Genomic DNA, 22,536 nt, shown 5'->3' with positions numbered 1-22,536 from the left:
CGTCGCCTCCGTGGCCCGAGCGGACCGGGACGAGCGGCCCGTGGTGGGGGGAGGTCGCATGAACATCGAGTTCCGACTGCTGGGCGAGCTGGAGGCCCGCGCCGCCGACCGGCGACCGGTCCATCTCGGCCACCACCGGCAACGGTGCGTGCTGGCGATCCTGTTGGTCGAGGCCAACCGCACGGTCGGCGCCGACCAGCTGGCGGCCCGGGTCTGGGGGGACGACCCGCCGCCCGGGGCCCGCGGCACCCTGCGCAGCTATCTGTCCCGGCTCCGCCAGGCGCTGTCCCCCGCCGGCTGCCTCGTCGAACGCCGGTGGACCGGGTACGCCGTGGCGGTCGACGAGGAGTCCGTGGACCTGCACCGGTTCCGCCGGCTGGTCGCCCAGGCCCGCCGGGTCGGCCCGGGCGAACCGGCGATGGAGCTGCTCGACGAGGCGCTCCGGCTGTGGCGCGGCGACGCCTTCGCCACGCTCGACGCCCCCTGGTTGAACAGCCTGCGCGAGACGGTGGCGCGGGAGCGGTTGCTCACCCAGCTGGATCGGGCGGAACTCGGGCTGCGCCGGGGGCGGCACGCCGAGCTGCTACCGGAGCTGTCCGCGCTGCGCGCCGCCCATCCACTGGATGAGCGGCTGGTCGGGCAGCTGATGCTCGCCCTGTACCGGTGCGGTCATCAGGCCGAGGCGCTGATCGAGTACGACCGGCTGCGGCGGTCCCTCGCCGAGGAGTTCGGGGTGGACCCGGTGCCCGACGCGCAGGCGCTGCACCACGCCATTCTCCGGGCCGATCCGGAGCTCACGGCCGGCGCCGCCGACCGGACCGCCGGGTCACGGCCGTTCGAGTTCGGCCGTCACTGAGCGCGTACCCGGCTCTGCCGTCCGCCGTCCGCCGTCGGCGGCGCGGTCGCCGCGCCGGCTTCCGGCCCGTCGGCGGGCGCGGCCCCGCCCCGCGCGCCCGCCAGCCGGTACGCCCGGCGCAGCGCCGCGTACGCCCAGTAGGCGTCGGTGGCCAGGAAGCGGTGCTTGAGCCCGGCCAACCCGCCCGGGGTCGGATAGCCGTCCGCTGGCCGGTAGCGGCGAAAATGCCCCGCCGCCCGATGGAAGAAGTCGGCCCGGTCCCGCTCGGGCAGCCGGGAGTGATTGCCGACGATGACCAGGTAGTGGTCGACCATCAGCCGGAACAGCCGGGCCCGGAACGGCTCGGCCGCCGGGCCAATCCGGTCCAGCTCGGCGAAGACCCGCTCGTACTGGTCGAACACGTCGAAGTGACGGCGGCTGACCGTCCGGGTGATCCCGCCGGTCACCCGCTGCCGGTAGTGGTAGCAGACCCGGTCCAGCGCGGCGATCGTGCCGGCGCCGACCAGCAGCGGGTGACTGAACGCGCAGTCCTCGTACCAGCCCGGGTGGAAACGCAGGCCCCGCTCGACCAGGTGCGCCCGGCGGACCACCTTGTTCCAGGCGGCGTGCTGGAACTCGAGCAGCTCCGGGGCGCCCGACAGTGGACCGGCCGCCGTGATCCCGCGCAGGATCCGACCGCTCGGGTCGGTCTCGGAGCGGCCGTCCCGGTCGTACACCCGGAGGTGGTCGATCAGCAGCACGTCCGGGCGGTGCGCGCGCAGGGCGGTCAGCACCGCGTCCACCGAGCCGGGCGGGAGCGTGTCGTCGCCGTCGACGAACCAGACGTAGTCGCCCGTGGCGCGGTCGAGGCCGGCGTTGCGGGCCCGGCCGAGGCCCACGTTGGCCTCCAGGTGCAGCACCCGGACCCGCGGGTCGGCATCCGCGTACCGGTCGAGCAGCGCGGGGCACCCGTCCGGCGAGGCGTCGTCGACCGCCACCACCTCGAGATCGGCCGTGCCGTCGGCGAGCACGGAGTCGAGGCAGGACCCCAGGAACGACTCGACGCCGTACACCGGGATCACCACGCTGAGCAGTGCGTTCCGGCCGGTGGGCGCGCTGGCGGTCACTCGGACACCCTCCCGGTCGTGCGTTGGCGGACCATCACGGCAGGGCGTGCGAGAGGCTGCCGGAGGGTGAACAGCAGGCCACCACGGCAGGTTCGCGGGGCTGACGCGGCGGCACGGTGCCCGGTCACGACCGTCATCACCGTACCAGCCGGTCGGCGCGGTCCTCTGTGGCGCGATCCCCACCCGGGCCGCGGTCCGGCCGCCCGGTCCGGTCCGGGGCGGCGGCCCGCGCCAGCAGCTCGTCGGCCACCCGCCGCACGCCGCGGCCGTCGACGGCCGCCCAGGCCCGCGCGCCGAGCCGGGTGCGCCGATCGGGATCGGTCAGCAGCAAACGCAGCTGCTCCGTCGCCCGGCCGGCCGCGCCCGCCGCGTCGCCGGCCGCCGGTCGGGAAGCCTCCGCCTCCTCGCCGGCCGCCGGTCCGGAAGCCTCCGCCGCGTCGCCGGCCGCCGGCCGGGATGCCTCCGCCTCCTCGCCAGCGGGAGCGGGCAGCCCGGCGGGGTCCGCGGCGAGGTCGGCGAGCCGGCCCAGCCCGGCCACCAGCTCGCGCCGCACCAGCCGGTCGTAGCCGAGCCGCTGGTTGTCCACCACCCACACCAGCGCGGCGGGCGCCCCCAGGCAGAGCAGCTCCCAGGCCGAGGTCCCGCTGGCGGCCACCACCAGGTCGGCCGCGGCCATCAGCGGGGCCAGCTCGTCGGTGGGCTCGATGACGGTCAGCCGCTGGCCGGCGCCGGGCGCCAGCTCCCGCAGCTGTCCGCGGATCCGCTCGGTGGCGCCGACCACCGTGGCGTCCAGCGGCGCGCCGGTGCCGAGCAGCAGGCGGGCCACGGTGGGCGCGGCCCCGAACGCGTCGGTGCCGCCGAAGAAGCACAGCACCCGCGGCACGGCCCGCTCGCCGGCCGGCCGGGGCCGCTCCGGGCGGAGCCGGCGGACCGCCGACCCCAGCAGGCAGTACCGCAGGCCGGCCAGCCGAACCGCGCCGGGTGGCAGCGCCGGCGTGGCGAGCTCGGCGTCGAGGTTCTGGTCGACGTAGACGTCGGCGACCGCGCCCCGCGGCTCGCCGTCGATCAAAGCCAGCACCGGAACGCCCGCCGCGCGCAGGGCGACGCCGGTGCCGGGGTCGAGCGTGTACGAGTCCAGCACCACGGCGTCGAGGCCGAGTCGGCGGACGGCCGCCACCAGCTCGGCCGGCCCGGCCGGCGCCGGACCCCATTCGAGGTCGTGCGCGCCGATCCGGTCGACGGCCCACGGCAGGCCGCCGACGTCGGCGAGCAGGTGCACGGCCGCGCCCCGGGCGGCCAGCTCGTCGGCCAGCGCCAGGCAGCGCATCAGGTGTCCGACCCCGGTGACCGGGCCGGCGTCGCAGCGGATGCCGATCCGGATCATGCCTTCGACAGTTCCTTCTGCCGGACGTGCGCATTGAGCAGGCGCAGGTGCGGCCGCTCGGCCAGCCAGTCGGCGAGGGTGCGCAGCGACACCGGGTCGTCGCCGAAGTGCGCCACGATCTCGCTGATGAGCCGCCAGTCGTCCTCGGTGTCGAGGGTCAGTCGCAGGTGCGACAGGTCCGGTTGCAGGGTCAGCCCGACGACCCGGAACAGCTCCGGATGGGTGTAGACGTACGAGGTGACGTGGGTGCGGTGGTGCTCGGTGGCCAGCCCGTCGACGGCCCGCAGCACCCCGGGCCGGACGATCTCGACGTCCATCCCCCGCGGCAGGGTGCGGGGGATCGAGGTGCTCACGTAGTCGACCTCCGGCATCGCCGCGAAGGCGGCCGTGACCTGCGCGATCAGCGCCGGATCCAGCAGCGGGCAGTCGGCCGTGAAGCGCAGCACGGCCTCACTGTCCCGGGTGTCCAGCACCCGCATGAACCGGCTCAGCACGTCGTCGACCGGCCCCCGCACGCACGGCACGCCGAGGGTGTCGCACTCGGCGGCCACCGCGTCGTCGTCGGGATCGGTGCTGGTGGCCACCACGAGGTCGGCCACCGCGCCGCTGGCCCGGGCGGCCCGGACCACGCGATCCAGCACCGTGTGCCCGCCGAGCCGGCGCAGCACCTTACCGGGAAGCCGGCTGGAGCCCATCCGGGCCTGGATGATGCCGAGGGTACGCATGGCCGTCCTGTCGTCGGAATTTAGAAGGGTCACTCGCCGGCGGCCGCCACCGCCGGTCGCCGGGTCAGTCGCCGAGGATGCCCCGCAGGGTCGCCACCACCCGGTCCTGATCGCTCTCGGACAGGTCCACGAAGAGCGGCAGGGAGAGCTGCTCCGCGTAGAACGCCTCGGCCACCGGACACATCCCGCGACGGTAGCCCAGGTCGGCGAAGGCCGGGTGCCAGTACGCCGGGATGTAGTTGACCTGCACGCCGATCCCGGCCGCCCGCATCCGGCCGTACACCTCGCGGCGCCGGCCGGCCAGGATGCGCACCGGGTAGAGGTGGCGGGTGGGCTCGACCCAGTCCCGCCGGACCGGCAGCCGCAGCCCCGGCACGTCCGCCAGGAGCTCGTTGTACCGCTCCACCAGCGCCGCCCGGCGGGCCTTGAAGTGATCGAGCCGGGCCAACTGGGCGCTGCCGAGCGCGCAGAGCAGGTCGGGCAGCCGGTAGTTGAGGCCGAACTCGTGCACCTCCTGGTGCCATCCGCCCTCGTCCGGCTCCCGCAGCGAGTCCCGGTCCCGGACCATGCCGAGGCTGCGGAACCGGGCGGCCCGGCCCAGCAGCTCCGGGTCGGCCGCGGCCACCGCGCCGCCCTCGGCGGTGGTGAGGTTCTTGGTGGGGAAGAACGAGAACGTCGTCAGGTCCGCGAGCGTGCCCACCGGCCGGCCCCGGTAGGTCGAGCCGATCGCGTGGGCCGCGTCGGCGATCAGGGTGGCGCCCACCGAGTCGGTCACCTTGCGCAGGTCGTCGTACTCGGCGGGGTGTCCGGCGTAGTCGACCGCCGTGACGGCCCGGGTCCGCGGACCGACCAGGTCGGCCGCGGCCGCCGGGTCGAGGTTGGCGGTGTCGGACTCCACGTCGGCGAACCGCACCCGGGCGCCGAGCATGACCGCCGTCGAGGCGGTGGACACGAACGTCATCGGGGTGGTCACCACCTCGTCGCCCGGCCCGACGCCGGCGGCCGCGTACGCGGTGTGCAGCGCGGCGGTGCCGTTGCTCACCGCCACGCACGGGGCGCCGGCCACCGCGGCCAGGTCCGCCTCGAACCGCGTCACCCGCGGGCCGGTGGTCAGCCAGTCGCTGCGCAGCGCCTCGACCACGGCCTCGACGTCCGCGTCCGTGATCGACTGCCGGCCGTACGGCAGCATCGTCACGGCTTCGCCGCCAGGATGGCGCGCATCTCCTCCACGGACAGCCACAGGTCGTTGGTGTCCGACCGGTAGGTGAAGCCGTCCAGCACCTGCTCGCCGCCGGACGGGGTCTCGTAACCCCAGCTGGCCACGACCGGCTGCACCACGTACCGGTCCGGATACCGCAGCGTGCGGCGGCTGTCGTCCGCGGAGATCATCTCCTCGTGCAGCTTCTCCCCCGGCCGCATTCCGATCTCGTGCGTGGCCGCGTCCGGGGCGACCGCCTCGACCAGGTCGAGGATGCGCATGCTGGGGATCCGCGGCACGTACAGCTCGCCGCCCTGCATGCGCTCGAACGACTCGACCACGAACCGGACGGCCTGGTCCAGGGTGATCCAGAACCGGGTCATCCGCTTGTCCGTGATCGGCAGGCTCTCGCCGGCCGCGTTGAGCTGGCGGAACAGCGGCACCACCGAGCCGCGGCTGCCCATCACGTTGCCGTACCGCACCACCGCGAACCGGGTGGGATGGTGGGCCGCGTAGTGGTTGCCGGCGATGAACAGCTTGTCGGCGACCAGCTTGGTGGCGCCGTACAGGTTGATCGGGCTGGATGCCTTGTCGGTGGAGAGGGCCACCACCTTCTGCACGCCGGACTCGATGGCCGCGTCGATGACATTCTGCGAGCCCTCGATGTTCGTGTTGACGAACTCCGATGGGTTGTATTCCGCCGTGTCCACCTGCTTGAGGGCGGCCGCGTGCACCACGTGGTCGATGCCGTGCATGGCGCGGATCAATCGGTTCCGATCCCGGATGTCGCCGAGGAAGAAGCGCAGTCGCGGGTCGTTCCCGAACTGCTGGCGGACCTCGTACTGCTTGAGCTCGTCCCGGGAGAACACCACGATCCGCTGCGGGTCGAGCTCGGCGAGGGCGTACCGGAGGAACGCCCGGCCGAAGGACCCGGTGGCTCCGGTGACCAGGATGGAAGATCCGGATAGAACGCTCAAGACTGTGCTCCAAGGGGTGCGGGGTGCGTGGTACGCGGCCGCCGGTGATCAACCAGGAGCCGGTGGCTCCAACGCGACTCGGATCGGAAGCATAGCGGCGCGCGCTGGCAGGAACAGGGGGCAGGGCAGCGGGCCGGCAAAGCGCAAGCCGCTATTCACGCCTCGTTCAACCGGCATTCGACGCCGGGACGGCGCGGGTGCGGAAACTCATAATCCCTGCCCAGATGGGCCACGGCGACGCGATCGGGCGGCCGGGAGACCCAGCCGGGCCGGCCGGACGGCCCGGTCAGCCGGGCTCGCCCGGGCCGGGCCGGAGGACCCGTCGGGCGGCGCGGTGCAGCGCGGGACCGCTGGCGTACAGCGCCGGGCCGGGCTCGGGCCGCGGGCTTCCGTCGAGGCCGCCGAAGCACCCGCCCGCCTCGGTGAGGATGAGCGACGGCGCGGCGTAGTCCCAGGCCTGGCCGCCGGTCTGGACGGCGAGGTCGAGCCGGCCGGCCGCCACCAGCAGCCCGGGATGGGTGATCCACGGCACGGTCGCGGTTACGGCCGCCAGCGGCGCGATGAGGTCGCGTTCGCCCCCGCGGAGCCGGTCCGCCGGCGGGACCACCCCGAACCGGCTGGCCGGCAGGTCGTCCGGCCGGTCCCGGGCCACCCGGATCCGCCGGGGCGCCACCAGGGTCGGGCCGGAGATCTCGGCAGTGAAGGCGCCGGCGCCGCGGCCGGCCCACCAGAGCCTGCGCTGGGCCGGGACCGCGGCCACGCCCACCCGCACCTCGCCGGCCTCCTCCAGCGCGACCAGGACCAGCCACCGGTCGTCGCCGGCCACGAAGAGGGCGGTGCCGTCGATCGGGTCGATGATCCACCGGCGGCCGGCGTCCCCGGTCTGCCCGCCCTCCTCGCCGAGCACCGCGTCGGCGGGCCGGGCGCCGGTCAGCACGGCCCGGATGGCGGCCTCGACGGCCCGATCGGCCTCGGTCACCACGCTGCCGTCGGCCTTGACCTCCCGGGGCAGCCGGGCGAGGGCGGCGAAGTACCGCAGCGCCACGGCCGCGCCGGTCAGCGCGGCCCGGCGGGCGAGTTCGAGGTCGGTCTCCACCGGCTCATCATCGCGGCGCGCGGGGCGCACCCGCCTAGACCAGGTCCCAGGTGAGCGGCGTGCCCTTCGTCACATCCGTCCGGAAGGTCCGGCCGAGCACGCCGGACAGCGCGTCCGGCGCGAGGCCGCCGGCCGGGCGGATGGAACGGACGTTCTGCGCGGTGACGGGATCGCCGGCCCGGACGTCCTCGACCACGTACAGCGAACGGCGGAACCGCAGCCCCTCCCGCTCGGCGGGGGTGGGCCCGATGGTGGTGTCGCCCAGCGCCTGCCAGGCCCGCTCGGACTCGACCACCAGCGCCGCGAGCTCGGCCGGCTCCAGCGAGAAGGCCGAGTCCACCCCGCCGTCGGCGCGGGCCAGCGTGACGTGCTTCTCGATCAGGCAGGCGCCGAGCGCCACGGCCGCGACCGGGGCGCCGATCCCCATGGTGTGGTCGGAGAGCCCCACCGCGGCGCCGAAGACGTCGGCCAGCACCGGCAGCCGGCGCAGGTTGCTGTGCTCGGGCGGCGCCGGGTACGAGGCCGTGCAGGCGAGCAGCACCAGGTCGGCGCAGCCGCCCTCGCGGGCGGCCCGCACGGCCGCGTCGATCTCGGCCACGGTGGCCATCCCGGTTGAGATGATCATCGGCTTGCCCGTGCCGGCGACCAGCCGGATCAGCGGCAGGTCCACCAGCTCCGACGAGGCGATCTTGTAGATCGGCACGTCGAGCCCCTCGAGCAGGTCCACGGCCGTCGGGTCGAACGGGCTGGAAAAGGCGGTGAGGCCGTGCTTGCGCGCCCGCTCGAAGATCGGCTCGTGCCACTCCCACGGCGTGTGCGCCCGCTGGTACAGCTGGTAGAGGTGCTCGCCGCCCCACAGATCGTGCCCGGAGCCCAGCCTGAACGGCCGGTGGTCCACGTCGAGGGTGAGCGTGTCGGCCGTGTACGTCTGCAGCTTGACCGCGTGCGCGCCGGCCTCGGCGACCGCGTCGACCAGGGCCAGCGCCCGGTCCAGGTCGCCGTTGTGGTTCCCGGACAGCTCGGCCACGACGTACGGCCGCTGCCCGGGACCGATGAGCTGCGGCCCGACGGAGAACGGCTGGCTGCGCTGCACGGGGGTACCTCCGGAACTCGGGGACACGAACCGACGACGCTAGCCCCCCGGCGCCCAACCCCGGGTTACTGCCGGGGGTTTCCCGGGCGAACCCCGGGTGAAGGAACGGTCCCCGGTTGTCCCCGCCGGCACGGCGCGGGATCCCCGGTCAACCGGTCGGCCCCGGCGCGCGGACCCGCGCCGCCACCTCCAGCGCCGCCCGCACCGGGTCGCCGCCCCACCGGCTCGGGAAGGCATCGTGCAGCCGCCAGCCCGCGTCCCGCAGCGTCCGCTGCCGTTCCAGGTGCGCCTCGACGCCGTCCGCGTGCGGCCCGCAGATCAGGCCCACCGCGTCCGGGCCGTCACCCACACACAGATCGACGCGCCACCGCCCGACCGGGTACGCGTACCGGACGGGCAGCCCCAGCCGGCGCAGCCGGGTGGCCAGCTCGGCGGGCCAGCCGTCCGGGGCGGCGCCGGCGGCCGGCGGCTCGGCCAGCCGGTCGGCGTACCGGAGGTAGTCCCCGACCAGACCGTCCGGCGAGCCCAGCGAGGTGACCAGCACCATCCGCCGCCGCGCCCGGGTGATCATCACGTTGAACAGGTTCGGGTCGGTGGCGAAGCGACGCCGGGCCGGCGGGTCGGCGTCAACCAGGCCGAGCGACGCGACGACCACGTCGGACTCGCTGCCCTGGAAGCCGTGCACGGTGCCGCAGCGCAGGCCCAGCCGTTCGATCTCCTCGGCCGGGTACGCGGCCAGCAGCGCCGCCTCGATGGCGTCGGCCTGAGCGCGGAACGGGCTGAGCACGCCGATCCCGCCGGACTCCGCGCCGGCCGTACCGCCGCCGTCGGCGTGGCCGTCGCCGTCGGCGTGGCTGTCGCCGTCGGCGTGGCCGGCCCCGTCGGCGTGGCCGGCGTCGGCCAGCTGGCCGACCAGCTTCAGCACCGCCGCCACCTCGGCGCGGTTCACCCCGTCCACCACCTGCGCCGCGTCCACCCGGACCACGTCGATGACGTCGGAGCGCTCGTTGCGGGGATGCCGGGTGACCAGTTCCAGGCGGTCCGGATAGAACCGCCGGGCGGAGAATCCGATCAGGTGCGGGGCGGACCGGTAGTGCTCGCTCAGCCAGGTCACCGGCGCGGCGCCGGTGGCCACGTCCAGCACGCTGGCGCGGCGGACGTCGAGCCGGTCGGCGAGCTCGGCGAGCCCGTGCCGGCGCAGCGTGTCGGCCACCTCGACGTCGGCCACGAACGAGACGAAGCGCAGCTGCCGGGGATCGCCGGCCACCAGGGCGCGCCGGGCCCGGGCCAGCACGGGCGCGGCCCGGAGTTGGTCGAGGTGCGCGGCCTCATCCAGCACCACGAGATCGAACATGCCGGGCAGCGGCGGCAGCAGGTCCTCGACGTCGGCCGCCGTGCCGACCCAGAGCGGCAGGGTGCGGACCAGCGCCGCGCCGTCGAGACCGGCCAGCAGCTCGCGGCGGCGGTTCCGGCCGGCCTTCAGCGCCACGGCCAGCGCGGCCACGCTGCGCCGGCCGGCCCCGGTCCGGCGCAGCGGGCCCGCGGCCCGCTGTCGCATGGCGGCGCCGACCGCGCCCGCCAGCGCGGCGTCGGCAGCGGCCAGGACCGACCACGCCGACTCCAGGTCGGTGCCCCCGGTGGCCGCGAGCCGCGCCGCGGCGGCGGTCGCGGCGGCCGCGTCCAGCGCGGACCGCAGCCGCTCGACCGGTACGCCGGGGCCGGCGCCCACCCGGCGACGCAGCCGCTCGACCGCCCGGCTCCGGCGCCAGCGGCGCCACGAGCGGCCGGCCGGATCGGCGTCGACACCGGCGGCGGCGTTCGCGCCGGCGGCCGTGCCACCGGCCGCGGTCAGCAGGGCGCGGGCCGCCTCGATGTCGAAGCCCGGCTCGAACGCGCCGGGCGCCTCGGCCGCCAGCGCGGGCAGCAGCGGCTGCCAGCCGGCCAGCGAGCCGGCCGCGCGCTCGAGCTCCAGCGCGGCGGCGATGCCGGCCCGGATCGACGCGACCTCGTCGGCGGCCCGCCGGACGGCCCGGTCGGCGTCGCCGGCCGGGTCCGCCGCGGCGGCCCCGCGCGCCAGCTCGGCCGCCACGGCCTCGCGCCGCTCGGCGTCCCCGAACAGCACCGGCGGCGGACCGGGCTGCCGCCGCAGCAGCTCGCCGAGGACGTCGACGGCGTGCACCGACTGGGTGACCATGAGCACCGAACCGCCGCGGTGCACGGTGTCGAGGGCCGCCGCCACCAGGGCGTGGCTCTTGCCGTTTCCGGGCGGCCCGGAGACCACCACCAGCGGCTCGGCGCGGACCCGGCGAACCACCGCGCGCTGCGCCGCGTTGAGCGGCAGCGGCGAGAGCAGCTCGGCCGGGCCGGCCGGGGCCGCGGCCGGTTCGCCGTAGATGCGGGCCAGCGCGGTCGCCGCCAGACCGGGCCGGTTGGCCCAGCCGAGCAGCGTGTCGCGCAGCCCGGTGGCGAGCACGTCGCGCACCACGTACAGGCCGGCGGCCGGCACGCCGGCCAGGGTGGCGTCGTCGACCGCCCCGGGCGGCCCGGTCAGCACCGTGTGCAGCCGTAGGCCGGCGCTGTCCGCCGCGGTCCGCAGCCAGGCCCGGGCGTCCGGCCCGGCCAGCCAGGCCGGGGTGGCCATCCCGGGCACGTCCTCCAGCCGGGCCGCGAGCGCGCGGTCCTCGATGAGCGGGGTCAGCTCGATGTCGCCCGCGGGCCGGATCCGGTAGCCGCCGCGGCCGCGGTCCAGCCGTACCGGCTGGCTGAGCAGCGGCAGCCGAACGCGGCGCCGGGCGCCCTCGACCACCTCGGTCCCGACCACGAAGGCCAGGCCGCGGCGCAGGATCCGCTCCTGTCGGTGCAACGCGTCCAACGCCGCGAGCCGGTCCAGCCGGCGGCCCCGCGGCGCCCGATCCGGGTCCCGCAGCCACACCAGTGGGCGCCCCGGCCCGGTGACGTCGTAGACCCGTTCGGCCCGGGCGGGCGCCAGCTCGGCGAACGCGGCCAGGACCCGGTTGACCTCCATCGCCCGCAGATTCTGCCGTACGCCGGGCAACCCGGCCCGGACGGACCGGCCGGCGACCGACGGGGCGACCCGGCGCTGGCCGAAAGGCGGCGCGTGGCGCGGCGGGCGCCCTCAGGGCTTCCGGGCCACCCCGCCGAAGATCGTGTAGTAGGTGTCGGTCTGCCCCGCCGTCTCCTCGGCGTCGGGACGCCACTCGGCCAGCGGAACCAGCCCGGGCGACACCATCTCCAGGCCGTCAAAGAACGACATGATCTCCTCCGGGGAGCGCCACCTGCCGGTGCCGAGGGTCGCGTTGAAGACCTTCTCCACCTCCCGGGTCCGGCGGGAGACCTCGGGATGCGCCGCGCCCGGGTCGGTGAAGTGCGAGATCGCCAGGTAGCTCCCGGACGGGACGGCGGCCACGAGCCGCCGGACGACGCCGCCGGGATCCTCGTGGTCGTGCAGGTGGTGCAGGATCGCCAGCAGCAGCAGCCCGACCGGTAGGTCCCGATCGATCATCCGCCGCACGTCGGGGTTGTTGAGGATCTCGTCCGGCTCCCGAACATCCGCCCCGACCACCGCCGTGGTCCGGGAGTCGGCGAGCAGGGCGCGGCCGTGCGCGAGCGCCATCGGGTCGTTGTCCACATAGACCACCCGGGCGGCCGGGTCCACCCGCTGGGCGACCTCGTGCACGTTGCCCTGGGTCGGCAGCCCCGACCCGAGGTCGAGAAACTGCCGAACGCCGGCCTCGGCGGCGAGGTACCGCACCGAGCGCCGGAGGAAGGCCCGGCAGGCCCGGCCCGCCTCGGCGCCGTCCGGGGTGACCCGCAGCGCCATCTCGGCCGCCTCCCGGTCGACCGCGAAGTTGTCCTTGCCACCGAGGTAGTAGTCGTAGACCCGGGCGATGCTGGGCCGGGAGGTGTCGACCCCCGGCGGCACCCCGTACTCGCTGCGCAACGCCTCGCTCCCTCCTGGCCGGCGGCCCCATCGGGGCGCTGATCGCCGGCCGACCGTGACCACCCGGGCGAACCCGGCCCGAATCCCGGACCGCGATCAGTGCCGAGACTAGATCAGAGCTTTCCATACGTCGATCCCGCCTTGGAGCGCTCCCACCCGCCGCCGGCCGGTCGCGGCTCGCGACCGACGCCGGTGGCCGGGGCCGGCCGCCGGTCGCCGCACACCGGTCGGCGCGCCACCCGGGCGGGCGTGGACGGCAGGTCCGGGTCATGATCGGGGCATGACTTCCTTGACCCGGGACGAGGCGCGGACCAGAGCTGAGCTGCTGCGGGTACGCCGTTACGACGTGGAACTGGACCTGACCGGACTGCTGGCCGGCGCCACGCTGCGCAGCCGCAGCACCGTGGACCTCTCGGCCCGCCCGGGCGGCGAGCCGACCTTCATCGACATCGTCGCCGACGAGGTGCGGGCCTGGCTGGACGGCGCCGCGCTGCCGGCCGACGCGCACGACGGGGAACGGCTGGCGCTGCCGGCGTTGGGCGGGGACCACCGGCTGGTGGTGGAGTCCCGCACCGACCGGACCGAGCAGCGGTCCGGTCTGCACCGCTGGGTCGACCCGAGCGACGGCGGCACGTACGTGTGGACGTCGTTCGAGCCGGACGACGCCCGCCGGGTCTTCGCGTGCTTCGACCAGCCGGATCTCAAGGCGGTGGTGGCGTTCACCGTGCACGCGCCCGCGGAGTGGACGGTGGCCTCCAACTCGGCCGTCCTGGACCGCTCGCCCCGGACCGCCGACGCGACGCCGGCGAGTGCCGGACCGGGCGACGGGGGCGCCGCGCACACCTGGCGGTTCGCCGACACGCCGCGGATGTCGCCGTACGTCACGGTGGTCTGCGCCGGCCCGTTCCACCGGGTCGACCGCGCGGTGGACGGGTACGAGCTGGCCCTGCTGGCCCGCCGCAGCCTGGCCGCGGAGCTGGACCGGCAGGCCGGCGAGCTGTTCGACCTCACCGCGGCCGGGCTGCGCTTCTTCGGCGAGCAGTTCGACATGCCGTTCCCGCAGCGGACCTACACCCAGGTGTTCTGCCCGGACTTCCAGGGCGCCATGGAGAACTGGGGCTGCGTGACCTGGATGGACTCGTCCCTGTTCCGCGGCGAGGCCACGCACGCGCTGCGGGAACGGCGGGCCGTGGTGCTGCTGCACGAGATGGCCCACATGTGGTTCGGCGACCTGGTCACGATGCGCTGGTGGGACGACCTGTGGCTGAACGAGTCGTTCGCGGACTGGGCCGCCATGTGGGCGGCCGAGCGGTGCACGCCGTACACCGGCTCCTGGGTCTCCTTCCTCGGCGTGCGCAAGGAGAGCGGCTACAGCGCCGACGCCGGCCCGACCACCCACCCGATCCGCCAGGACCTGCCGACCGTCGACCACGCCAAGGCGGCCTTCGACCGGGTGACCTACTCCAAGGGCGCGAGCGTGCTGCGGCAGCTGGCCGCGTACACCGGTGAGGAGGCGTTCCTGGCCGGCCTGCGCCGGCACTTCGCGCGGCACGCGTACGGCAACGCCACCCTGGACGACCTGCTCGCCGCCCTCACCGGGCCCTCCGGCCGGGACCTGGGGGCGTGGGCCCGGGAGTGGCTGCTCACCGCCGGCACCGACACGCTGTCGGTGCGGGCCGACGTGGCCGCCGAGGCCGGGGACGACCGGCGGTACCGCTCGGTGGAGCTGCTGGTCGAGCCGCCGGCGGACCGCCCCGCCAACCGGCCGCACCGGCTGGCCGTCGGCGTGTACGACGTCGAGCACGACCGGCCGGCGCTGCGCCAGCGGGTGGAGCTGGACGCCGCCCCGCCCGGCACGGCCGTACCCGAACTGACCGGCGCGCCGGTCGCGGACCTGCTGCTGCCCAACGACGGTGACCTCACCTTCGCCCGGGTCCGCCCCGACGCCGCGACCCGGGAGGCCCTGCTCCGGTACGGCCCGACGCTGCCGGACCCGCTGTCCCGGGCGGTGGCCCGGCTCACCCTGTGGCACCTGGTCGAGGACGGGCTGCTGCCCCCGGCCGAGATCGTCCGGTACGCGGCCCGGGCGCTGGCCGTGGAGACCGACCAGTCTGTGCGGTCCGGGCTGCTGGGCACGGCCGAGCGGGCCGTCCGGAACTGGACCGACGGCGCGGCCGTGCCGGCGCTCGGCGACGAGCTGGCCACGGCCTGCGTGGCGCTGGCCCGGCGGGCCGAGGCGGACGGCGACGACGCCACCCGGCGGACCGCCCTGCGGACCGCCCTGGCCGTGTCCTGGCGAGCCGAGCGGCTGGCCGAGCTCGACGGGCTGGTCGGTTCGGACGTCGACCTGCGCTGGCGGTGGCTGACCCAGACCGCCGCCACCGGCGGGTACGACGCCGAAGCGGTGGCCGAGCTGCTGGCGCTCGATCCGGACCCGGACGCCGGCTCGCGGGCGGCGGCCGTCCGGGCGGCCCGGCCCGAGGCCGCCGCGAAGGACGAGGCGTGGCGTGCCGTCGTGGCCGGCGCCATTCCGGTGACCGCGCTGACGGAGGTGGCCGAGGCGTTCTGGGATCCCACCCAGGACGCCGTGCTGGCCCCGTTCGCCGAACGGTTCGTGGCGGAACTTCCCCGGCTGACCGAGGGTGGCATGACGGTCGTGATGGCGGTGACCGGCGCCCTGTTCCCGCTTCATGGCGTGGCCCGGGACTTCCCGGAGCGGGCGGTGACCGTCGCGGCGGGGCTGCCGCCGTTGGTGGCCGCCCGCACCCGCGGCTTCGCCGACGAGCTCAGCAAGATGCTGCGGGCCCGTGCCATGCGCTGACCCGCACCGCCCCTCCCCTGACTCCCACCGCCCCCTCCCCGCGGTCATTTTCCGGGCCGCGGTTGATCAAGAGGTCTGCGACGCGACACGCGCGGGTCCCGGCGCAGGCCTCTTGATCGACGGGCCGTCGGGGGTGCGGCTGTCAGGCGGGTCGGCCCCAGGAGAGGGTGGCGACGATCGGCAGCTCCAGCATGCCGTCGCGGGCCCACGGCCGCACCGCGGCCTCGATCGCCGCGTCGAAGTCCGCCGCCTCCCGCTCCGGCATCAGCTCCCGCGCCAGGCTCGCGGTGGAGTGGAACTGTTCCACATACGCCTCCACCGGCTGGCGGAACGGCACCGGCGCCGTCTCCACCCGGCCGACCAGGCGGAAGCAGCCGTCCGTGCGCAGCGCGTTCACCAGGGAGTATCCGGGGTCGTACCGGGCGCTGCGCGAGTGCCGCCGGATCACCCCGGTCACCTCGCGCGCCCACGGCAGGTCCCGGGCGCCGTGGTCCACGATGGCCAGCACGGCCCGCTCGGTCATCGCCGCCGACAGCCGCCGCATGAGCGGCCGCCAGCGCATCCAGTGCAGGCTGGCGCCCGCGGTCACCAGCCCGTACGGGCCGTGCAGCGGGACCGACTCCACGCCGCCGACGATCCACCGCAGGTTGTCCCGGGCGCCGCCCGGTCGGTTCCGCCCGGCCTCCACCATCGCCACGGACACCTCGACGGCGTCCACCCGGGACATCCGGGCGGCCAGCGGCCGGGCCAGCGCGCCCTCCCCGGCGCCGAGGTCCAGGACCACCCGCGGCTCGTCCACGACCAGCCGGTCCAGGATCCCGAACACCTCCGCCGGGTACGGCGGGCGGTGCCGGTACGCCTCGGCCACGCCCCGGTGCCGGAAGGTGCCGGCCAACCCGGACCGGGCCGCGTCCGGAGATCCCATGCGGTCATGGTCGCATTCCGCCCCCGGCGCCGGAGCCGGCCAAGTGGCGGATTCCGGGTGGTCCGCCCGGAGCCCGGCGACCGCCGCTTTCCGGTCGGGCGCCGGGTCCGAAATGGACGATTGCCACGGGCGCGCAGCCGATGATAAACATGGAGCGTTTGCGGCGTGACGCACCGTGATCCACGCCGCACGGCCAGCGGGGAGGTCGCCGTGTGCGGGATTGTCGGATGGGTGGACTTCGGCCGGGACCTGCGCGCCGAGGGCGCCGCGGTGCGGGCCATGACCGCCACCATGACGCTGCGCGGCCCGGACGCCGAGGGCCGGTGGCTGGGCGAGCACGTGGCCCTGGGCCACCGGCGGCTGGCCGTGATCGACCTGGCCACCGGGGACCAGCCGATGACCGTGGAACGCGGCGGCGAGACCGTGCTCGCGATCACCTACAGCGGCGAGGTCTACAACTACCGCGAGCTACGCGCCGAGCTGGCCGGCCTGGGCCACTCCTTCCGCACGACCAGCGACACCGAGGTGGTGCTGCACGCCTACCTCGAATGGGGCGCCGACTTCGTCGACCGGCTCAACGGCATGTACGCCTTCGGGCTGTGGGACGCCGACAACGACCGGCTGCTGCTGGTCCGCGACCGGATGGGCATCAAGCCGCTGTACGTCTACACCGGCCTGCCCGGCGCCGTGCTGTTCGCCTCCGAGCCGAAGGGCGTGTTCGCCCATCCCGCGGCCGATCCGGTGGTGGACGCCGCCGGCCTGCGCGAGCTGCTGGGCTTCGTCAAGACCCCGGGCCACGCCGTCTACCGGGACCTGCACGAGGTGCGGCCCGGCGAGGTGATCACGGTGGACCGGACCGGCCTGCGCCGGCGGCGCTACTGGCGGCCCGGCTACGTGGAGCACCGCGACGACCTGGACACCACCATCCGCACCGTACGCGAGCTGCTGGACGACATCGTGCGCCGGCAGGTGATCGCGGACGTGCCGCTGTGCACGCTGCTCTCCGGCGGCCTGGACTCCTCGGTGATCACCGCGCTGGCCGCGGCGGCCCTGCGGGACGGCGGCGCGGACCCGCTGCGGTCGTTCGCCGTCGACTTCGCCGGGCAGACCGAAAGCTTCCGGCCGGACTCCATGCGCCAGACCCCGGACGGGCCGTACGTGCACGACGTGGCCAAGCACGTGGCGATCGACCACGAGGACATCGTGCTGGACGCGGCCACCCTGATGGACCCGGTGGCCCGCTCCGCGGTGGTGGCCGGCAACGACCTGCCGGTCGGCCTCGGCGACATGTACACCTCGCTGTACCTGCTGTTCCGGGCCGTGCGCGAGCGGTCCACCGTGGCCCTGTCCGGCGAGGCGGCCGACGAGGTGTTCGGCGGGTACCGCTGGTTCCACGAGCCCTCGGTGGTGGCCGCCGAGACCTTCCCCTGGCTGGCCCTGCCGGTCGGCCCCGGCAACCTGGCCGCGCTGCTGCGCCCCGACCTGGCCGACCGGCTGGAGCTGGCCGACTACCGGCGGGACGCGTACCGGGACGCGCTGGCCGAGGTCGACCACGGCGACGATCCCGATCCGCACAACCGGCGGATGCGGGAGATCTGCTACCTGCACCTGACCCGGTTCGTCCAGATCCTGCTCGACCGGAAGGACCGGATGAGCATGGCGCACGGGCTGGAGGTGCGGGTGCCATTCTGCGACCACCGGCTGGTCGAGTACGTCTACAACACGCCCTGGGCGATGAAGACGTACGACGGGCGGGAGAAGAGCCTGCTGCGGGGCGCCGCCGCCGACGTGCTGCCAGCCTCGGTGGTGGCCCGCACCAAGAGCCCGTACCCGTCCACCCAGGACCCGAGGTACGAGCGGGCCCTCCGGGACGGTTTGCGCCTGGTGCTCGACGACTCCCCCGTGCTGCCGCTGCTCGACCAGCGGCGGGTCCGGCCGCTGCTGGACGCGCCGTTCGAGCACGACGGCTTCGGCGCCGCCCGCAGCGCCATCGAGTTCGTGCTCAGCCTCGACCTGTGGCTGCGCCGCACCCCCACCCGGCTGGTCGGCTAAGCACGGGCCTTCGCACCAGCGGCAAGCGGGTCGCGGCGGCGGGTTATCGGGGCGGCCGTACGCGGAAGCTGTTGCCGCCCGGATCGGCCAGCAGAACGGTGCCGTCCGCATCCTCCCCGAGCCGGGTGGCGGCGAGGGCGAGCAGCCGGTCCACCTCCGCCCGGTGGTCGGCGTCGGCCGGCGCGACCAGCTCGAACCACTGCCGGTTCCGCCCCTCACGCGGGGTCTCCGGCGGACCTCCCCAGGCCACCTTGGTGCCGCCCCGCGGCGACTGGATCGCCGTCTCCTCGTCCTGATCCCACACCAGCGGCCAGTCCAGCGCCGCGCTCCAGAAGTGCCCGACCTCCCGGCTGCCGTCGCAGGCGGCCTCCCCCAGCGGACCGCAGCCGGCCAGGAAGCGGTTGCCGGGCTCGATCACGCAGAACGCGTTGCCGCCGGGATCGGCCAGGACGATGTGCCCCTCCTCGGGCCGCTGCCCGACATCGAGGTGGCTTGCGCCGCGCCGCAACGCCGCCGCCACCTGGCGCTGCTGGTCGTCGTCGCTGGCGCTGGTCAGGTGCAGATGCAACAGCGCCGGCCCGGCCCCATCCGCGCTGCCCGGCACGAACCGGAGGCCGACCTGGCGGTCGTCGCCGGGCAGGTGCACCCCGCTGCCGTCGTCGACCATCTCCCGGCCGAGCGTGTCGGCCCAGAACCGGGCCACGGTGGGCGCGTCCTCGACGTGGAAGGCCACTGTCAGCTGCCGCGGGCTCATGGCCGGATTAGACCCGAGCCCGGCGCCCCGCGAAACCGATTTACCGCCCCGGCATCAGCTCACCGTGCCGGCGGGCGCGGCCCGGTAGGCGCCGTGGCCGCGGACGACCAGTCCGTCCCGCACCTCGAGCACCTCCGCGGCGAGGTCGCCGCGCTGGTTGCGGTAGGCGATCATCAGGGTGTCGACGCCGACGAACAGCGACTCCACCTCGAAGCGCAGGTCGGGCACCGTGCGCAGCGCCGCGGTCCAGTACGCGCGCAGCGCCGCCCGACCCCGGATCACCCCGCCGCTGTCCGGCACCACGCGGGCCGCCACCGGCGAGGTGAACACGACGTCCTCGGCGAAGTGCGCGAGCACCGCCTCGACATCGTGCGCGTTCCAGGCCCGCACCCACCGCCGCGCGAACGACTCGGCCCACGACTGATCCATCCGGACAGTCTGGCGGACGGTCCGCCGCGCGTCAGCCCCCGTTCGGGATGGCGAACAGGCCGGCCACGGCCACGGCGTACAGGACGAGCACCACCAGCGAGTCGACGCCCATCCCGGCGATCCGGCGCGCGGGCCGGAACAGCAGGCCGGCGGCGTACACGAGGGTGAGCAGCATGCCCACGGCCGTGAGGTAGATGTCGCTGGCCTGCGCCTGGGGCAGCACGGCCTTGCCGGACAGCAGCGTGGCCATCAGGAACAGCACGGGCAGGAAGGCGTTGCCGCCGAAGATGTCGCTCATGGCCAGCTGGTAGTCGCCGTTGCGCACCGAGGTGAGGCCGGTGGACAGTTCCGGCAGCGAGGTGGCGGCAGCCAGGATGGTGGCGCCGAACAGCACCCCGGACAGCCCGATGTGCCCGGCGATGGCATCGCCGCTGCGTTCCAGCACCACGCCGGCCACCAGGGTCGCCACCGCGGCCACCGCGAAGATGGTGGCCGACCGGGCCGTGCTCGTGCCCTTGGCGGTCGCCTGCTGCTCGCTCCGCTGCTGGCTGTGTCCGCGCGGCGGCTCCTGGTTGTCGGGCGCCTCCCCGGACTCGTGCCAGGGCAACGCCCGGCCGGCCCGGCGCAGCAGGAGCAGCCCCACCACCCACAGGATCGCGATGAGCACCGGCGCGGGCGTCAGGCGCAGCGCGATCAGGCTGTCCGGCAGCTGACTGCCGGCCACCACGACGGCCAGCACGGCCACCACCAGGGCGGCCTCGAGCACGAGCACGAGCGAGGCGGCGCGGTAGGTCAGCGGCCGCTTGCCGCGCACGCCGAACGCGTCGAGCGCCACCAGCACGACCGTCTGGATGGCGATGCCGCCGAGGATGTTGCCGACCGCCACGCCGAGGTTGCCGGCCACCGCCGCGCTGGCCACGATGGCGATCTCGGGCAGGTTGGTGGCGATGGCCAGCAGGATCAGGCCGCCCAGCGCGGAGCCCAGCCGCAGCCGCACCGAGAGCACGTCCGTCTGGTTGGACAGCTGGACGCCGGCCACCCAGATCACCGCCGCGGCCGCGACGAAGATCAGCAACAACCACCACAGCGACAAGCCCGCCACCACGCCTCCCCTGCCGGCCCTTGCCGACCGCCCTGCCGGCGGCCGGTGCCGACAATCGGTGCCGACAGCCGCTGCCGGCGATGGGTGCCGCAGCCGGTGCCGGCGGCTGGTGCCGGCAGCCGGCGCCGACCGGCCGTCCTGGCCGGCAGGCATTCCCGCTACCCGGGGACCGGCCGGGGAAAACCGCCCGAGCCGGCGTCAGTTCCCGTGCCGCCGGCGGACCATCTCGGCGATCCAGACCGGCGCGTACGGGGACGTGCAGTTCGGCGGGGTCGGATGGTCCTTGAGCACCTGCAGGCGTTCCCCGATCTCGACCGTCCGGGCGCGGTGCTCGGCATGGTCGATGCCGATCTGCGCCAGGCAGTGGTTCATGGCCCACTGCAGGCGGTCCGGGGCGTCCCGCAGCTCGGCCTCGATGACGTCGAGCAGGGCTGCGAGGTCGAGGCCGGCCGGGCGCTTCGCCACCCGTTCGGTGGTCAGCGCCCAGCCGGCGCCGGCGACCACCGGATCCGGGTCGGCGGACCAGGCCAACCGCAGCTCCTCGACGTGCTGGCTCTTCTTCACCACGTAGTTCACCAGCCAGTCGTGCACCTTCGGGGTGCGCGCCTCGCGCAGCATGGCGTCCAGCTCGTCCCGCCCGAACGCCTTCGGCCGGCAGATCAGCGTGGCCAGCAGTCGCGCCGCACTGTCGTCGGTACTCCAGAGCCGGCGCGCGAGCTCCTGCCGCGGCCCCAGCCGCTTGGCGAGGGCGCGCAGCGCGCCGAGGTTCACGCCGTGATCGTCACCGTGCCGGCCGTTCACCTCGCGCGTCCTCGCGTCCGCCAGCGCAACCAGCTCGGCCAGCACCTCGGCCACCGTCGTGCCGGCCGCCGTCGCCCCGTCGGCCGTCGCCTCGCCCGCCGCCGTCGCGCCAGCCGCCGTCCCGGACATCCCGGCCTTCCCTCAGGCCCCGGGGGCGAACTGCCCGACCGCGAACGCGACGGCCTGCGCGATGTCGTCGTCGCTCGTCCCCCAGGCGGCCTGGATGACCGGCCCCCAGGCGTGGCAGCTGCGTACGGCGAAGTCCCGGCCCGTCGGCGTGCCCAGCCAGGTGGCGGGGTCGAACGGCTCGCCCCGCAGGTGCAGGTCGAGGCCGAGCAGCGCGAGGTCCCAGCCGCAGCCGATCCCGATCGTGCCGCCCGGACCGTAGGCGCGTACGAGCTCGTCGACGATCCGGGCCGGCGAGGCGTGCTCCAACTCGAAGCGGGTCCCACCGTCGTCGCCGGGCGACAACCGCACCTCCACCTCGGTCGGCATGCCCTCGCCGAGGATCCACGTCACCTTGATCAGCCGAGGTTCCTCGCACTCGAGGATCTCCCCGCCCGCGTTGTCCTTGAGTTGGAACGTGCCGCCGCGCCGCAGGTCGCCCTCGATCGGGCCCAGCCACCGGCCGAGCCGCTCCGGATCGGTGCAGGCGTCCCAGACGTCCTTGATCGGGGCGTCGTAGGTCCGGCGTAGCAGCACCGACCGCCCCGGGCCGGTGGCCACCGCCTGCTCACCCAGCCGCCGCTGGGTGGCGTTGATCTGGTTGACGATGTCGATCACTGATCCTCCTCGCTGCCGGGCTCGGTGTGCTGATCGTTCGCTGCGCCGCCGGAGCCGCCGGCCGGACGCCGCCGGGCACGGTGATCGCGCCGGCCGCGGGCGAGTTCGGTGCCGAGCGCGTCCAGGCGCTGGGTCCAGAACCGGCGGAACCGCTCCAGCCAGATGTCGACCTCCTGCAGCGGCGCGGCCTCCACGGCGTAGAGCCGGCGCGTGCCGTCCGGGCGGGCGGTGACGAAGCCCGACTCCCGCAGCACCCGCAGATGCTGCGACACGGCCGGTGGCGAGATGCCGAACTCCGCCCGGATGACCTCGCTGACGGAGCCGGCGGCCCGCTCGCCGTCGGCGAGCAGCTCCAGGATCCGCCGTCGCACCGGGTCGCCGAGGACGTCGAACGCGTGCACCGACGTACTATCACAGGAGCGGCTTAATTAAGTCAAGCCTGAAGAAGTTTCCTCGGGTGACGCACCGGAGAT

General features: G+C 75.2%; 19 protein-coding genes. 3 read left to right on the top strand and 16 right to left on the bottom strand.

The annotated features are described in order from the left end of the window. Positions 1-58: 58 nt before the first annotated feature. Positions 59-856 (top strand): AfsR/SARP family transcriptional regulator, encoded by a 798-nt coding sequence (locus ACFFHU_RS28320; RefSeq protein ID WP_377343441.1) that lies wholly within the window; start codon positions 59-61, stop codon positions 854-856. On the opposite strand, the gene ACFFHU_RS28315 is transcribed toward ACFFHU_RS28320, so the two are convergent. The 9 genes from ACFFHU_RS28315 to ACFFHU_RS28275 form a co-directional block, all read right to left on the bottom strand. Continuing rightward, entirely contained in the window at positions 850-1,962 is a 1,113-nt protein-coding gene (locus tag ACFFHU_RS28315; RefSeq protein WP_377343440.1) for a glycosyltransferase family 2 protein, read from the bottom strand. The two genes, ACFFHU_RS28320 and ACFFHU_RS28315, sit on opposite strands and share 7 nt — an antisense overlap. Positions 1,963-2,098: 136 nt before the next feature. Continuing rightward, positions 2,099-3,346, bottom strand: a complete 1,248-nt coding sequence (locus ACFFHU_RS28310; RefSeq protein ID WP_377343438.1) for a PseG/SpsG family protein — start codon at positions 3,344-3,346, stop codon at positions 2,099-2,101. Then, entirely contained in the window at positions 3,343-4,071 is a 729-nt protein-coding gene (locus tag ACFFHU_RS28305; protein ID WP_377343437.1) for a cytidylyltransferase domain-containing protein, read from the bottom strand. Before ACFFHU_RS28305 ends, ACFFHU_RS28310 begins: the two co-directional genes overlap by 4 nt. Before the next feature lie 64 nt (positions 4,072-4,135). Further along, positions 4,136-5,260, bottom strand: coding sequence for a DegT/DnrJ/EryC1/StrS family aminotransferase (locus ACFFHU_RS28300; protein WP_377343510.1), 1,125 nt, complete (start codon positions 5,258-5,260; stop codon positions 4,136-4,138). Between the two features lie 2 nt (positions 5,261-5,262). Further along, positions 5,263-6,246, bottom strand: a complete 984-nt coding sequence (gene pseB, locus ACFFHU_RS28295; protein WP_377343435.1) for a UDP-N-acetylglucosamine 4,6-dehydratase (inverting) — start codon at positions 6,244-6,246, stop codon at positions 5,263-5,265. Positions 6,247-6,532: 286 nt separating this feature from the next. Beyond that, complete coding sequence (locus ACFFHU_RS28290; protein WP_377343434.1) at positions 6,533-7,342, bottom strand: inositol monophosphatase family protein; 810 nt, start codon at positions 7,340-7,342, stop codon at positions 6,533-6,535. Positions 7,343-7,376: 34 nt separating this feature from the next. Further along, the gene (gene pseI / locus ACFFHU_RS28285) at positions 7,377-8,435 is read right to left on the bottom strand and encodes a pseudaminic acid synthase (protein WP_377343433.1); all 1,059 of its coding nucleotides are present in this window, start codon (positions 8,433-8,435) and stop codon (positions 7,377-7,379) included. 148 nt (positions 8,436-8,583) lie between these two features. After that, positions 8,584-11,460 carry an AAA domain-containing protein gene (locus ACFFHU_RS28280; RefSeq protein ID WP_377343432.1) on the bottom strand — a complete coding sequence of 959 codons (2,877 nt, stop codon included), beginning with the start codon at positions 11,458-11,460 and terminating at the stop codon, positions 8,584-8,586. A 111-nt stretch (positions 11,461-11,571) separates the two neighbouring features. Next, positions 11,572-12,396, bottom strand: a complete 825-nt coding sequence (locus ACFFHU_RS28275; protein WP_377343431.1) for an SAM-dependent methyltransferase — start codon at positions 12,394-12,396, stop codon at positions 11,572-11,574. Positions 12,397-12,676: 280 nt separating this feature from the next. Between ACFFHU_RS28275 and pepN the strand changes: the two genes are divergently transcribed. Continuing rightward, positions 12,677-15,217, top strand: a complete 2,541-nt coding sequence (gene pepN / locus ACFFHU_RS28270) for an aminopeptidase N (RefSeq protein ID WP_377343429.1) — start codon at positions 12,677-12,679, stop codon at positions 15,215-15,217. 142 nt (positions 15,218-15,359) lie between these two features. On the opposite strand, the gene ACFFHU_RS28265 is transcribed toward pepN, so the two are convergent. Next, positions 15,360-16,142, bottom strand: a complete 783-nt coding sequence (locus ACFFHU_RS28265; RefSeq protein WP_377343428.1) for a class I SAM-dependent methyltransferase — start codon at positions 16,140-16,142, stop codon at positions 15,360-15,362. Positions 16,143-16,352: 210 nt separating this feature from the next. On the opposite strand from ACFFHU_RS28265, the gene asnB reads away from it, so the two are divergent. Beyond that, positions 16,353-18,194 carry an asparagine synthase (glutamine-hydrolyzing) gene (gene asnB / locus ACFFHU_RS28260; RefSeq protein WP_377343427.1) on the top strand — a complete coding sequence of 614 codons (1,842 nt, stop codon included), beginning with the start codon at positions 16,353-16,355 and terminating at the stop codon, positions 18,192-18,194. Between the two features lie 43 nt (positions 18,195-18,237). On the opposite strand, the gene ACFFHU_RS28255 is transcribed toward asnB, so the two are convergent. The 6 genes from ACFFHU_RS28255 to ACFFHU_RS28230 all read right to left on the bottom strand — a co-directional run bounded on the left by ACFFHU_RS28255 (position 18,238) and on the right by ACFFHU_RS28230 (position 22,464). After that, entirely contained in the window at positions 18,238-18,948 is a 711-nt protein-coding gene (locus tag ACFFHU_RS28255; protein WP_377343426.1) for a VOC family protein, read from the bottom strand. 54 nt (positions 18,949-19,002) lie between these two features. Beyond that, on the bottom strand, positions 19,003-19,377 hold the full coding sequence (locus ACFFHU_RS28250) for a nuclear transport factor 2 family protein (RefSeq protein WP_377343425.1): 375 nt from the start codon (positions 19,375-19,377) through the stop codon (positions 19,003-19,005). 31 nt (positions 19,378-19,408) lie between these two features. Next, positions 19,409-20,479, bottom strand: a complete 1,071-nt coding sequence (locus ACFFHU_RS28245; protein ID WP_377343424.1) for a sodium:calcium antiporter — start codon at positions 20,477-20,479, stop codon at positions 19,409-19,411. Between the two features lie 198 nt (positions 20,480-20,677). Beyond that, positions 20,678-21,409: a DNA alkylation repair protein gene (locus tag ACFFHU_RS28240; protein WP_377343423.1), complete on the bottom strand. Its 732-nt coding sequence runs from the start codon at positions 21,407-21,409 to the stop codon at positions 20,678-20,680. 12 nt (positions 21,410-21,421) lie between these two features. Continuing rightward, on the bottom strand, positions 21,422-22,063 hold the full coding sequence (locus ACFFHU_RS28235) for an SRPBCC domain-containing protein (RefSeq protein WP_377343421.1): 642 nt from the start codon (positions 22,061-22,063) through the stop codon (positions 21,422-21,424). After that, positions 22,060-22,464: an ArsR/SmtB family transcription factor gene (locus ACFFHU_RS28230; protein ID WP_377343419.1), complete on the bottom strand. Its 405-nt coding sequence runs from the start codon at positions 22,462-22,464 to the stop codon at positions 22,060-22,062. Before ACFFHU_RS28230 ends, ACFFHU_RS28235 begins: the two co-directional genes overlap by 4 nt. Between the last annotated feature and the right edge of the window lie 72 nt (positions 22,465-22,536).

Source organism: Plantactinospora siamensis (assembly GCF_042434095.1).
GTDB lineage: Bacteria > Actinomycetota > Actinomycetes > Mycobacteriales > Micromonosporaceae > KBS50.
Note: the sequence above shows the minus strand (reverse complement) of the source record. Positions and strands in the feature narration are given on the sequence as shown.

Coding starts and splice junctions, on each gene's coding strand:
- ACFFHU_RS28300 (WP_377343510.1), bottom strand. CDS start 5,260: ATGCTGCCGTACGGCCGGCAGTCGATCACGGACGCGGACGTCGAGGCC.
- ACFFHU_RS28240 (WP_377343423.1), bottom strand. CDS start 21,409: ATGTCCGGGACGGCGGCTGGCGCGACGGCGGCGGGCGAGGCGACGGCC.
- ACFFHU_RS28310 (WP_377343438.1), bottom strand. CDS start 3,346: ATGATCCGGATCGGCATCCGCTGCGACGCCGGCCCGGTCACCGGGGTC.
- ACFFHU_RS28255 (WP_377343426.1), bottom strand. CDS start 18,948: ATGAGCCCGCGGCAGCTGACAGTGGCCTTCCACGTCGAGGACGCGCCC.
- ACFFHU_RS28265 (WP_377343428.1), bottom strand. CDS start 16,142: ATGGGATCTCCGGACGCGGCCCGGTCCGGGTTGGCCGGCACCTTCCGG.
- ACFFHU_RS28320 (WP_377343441.1), top strand. CDS start 59: ATGAACATCGAGTTCCGACTGCTGGGCGAGCTGGAGGCCCGCGCCGCC.
- pepN (WP_377343429.1), top strand. CDS start 12,677: ATGACTTCCTTGACCCGGGACGAGGCGCGGACCAGAGCTGAGCTGCTG.
- ACFFHU_RS28250 (WP_377343425.1), bottom strand. CDS start 19,377: ATGGATCAGTCGTGGGCCGAGTCGTTCGCGCGGCGGTGGGTGCGGGCC.
- ACFFHU_RS28305 (WP_377343437.1), bottom strand. CDS start 4,071: ATGCGTACCCTCGGCATCATCCAGGCCCGGATGGGCTCCAGCCGGCTT.
- ACFFHU_RS28280 (WP_377343432.1), bottom strand. CDS start 11,460: ATGGAGGTCAACCGGGTCCTGGCCGCGTTCGCCGAGCTGGCGCCCGCC.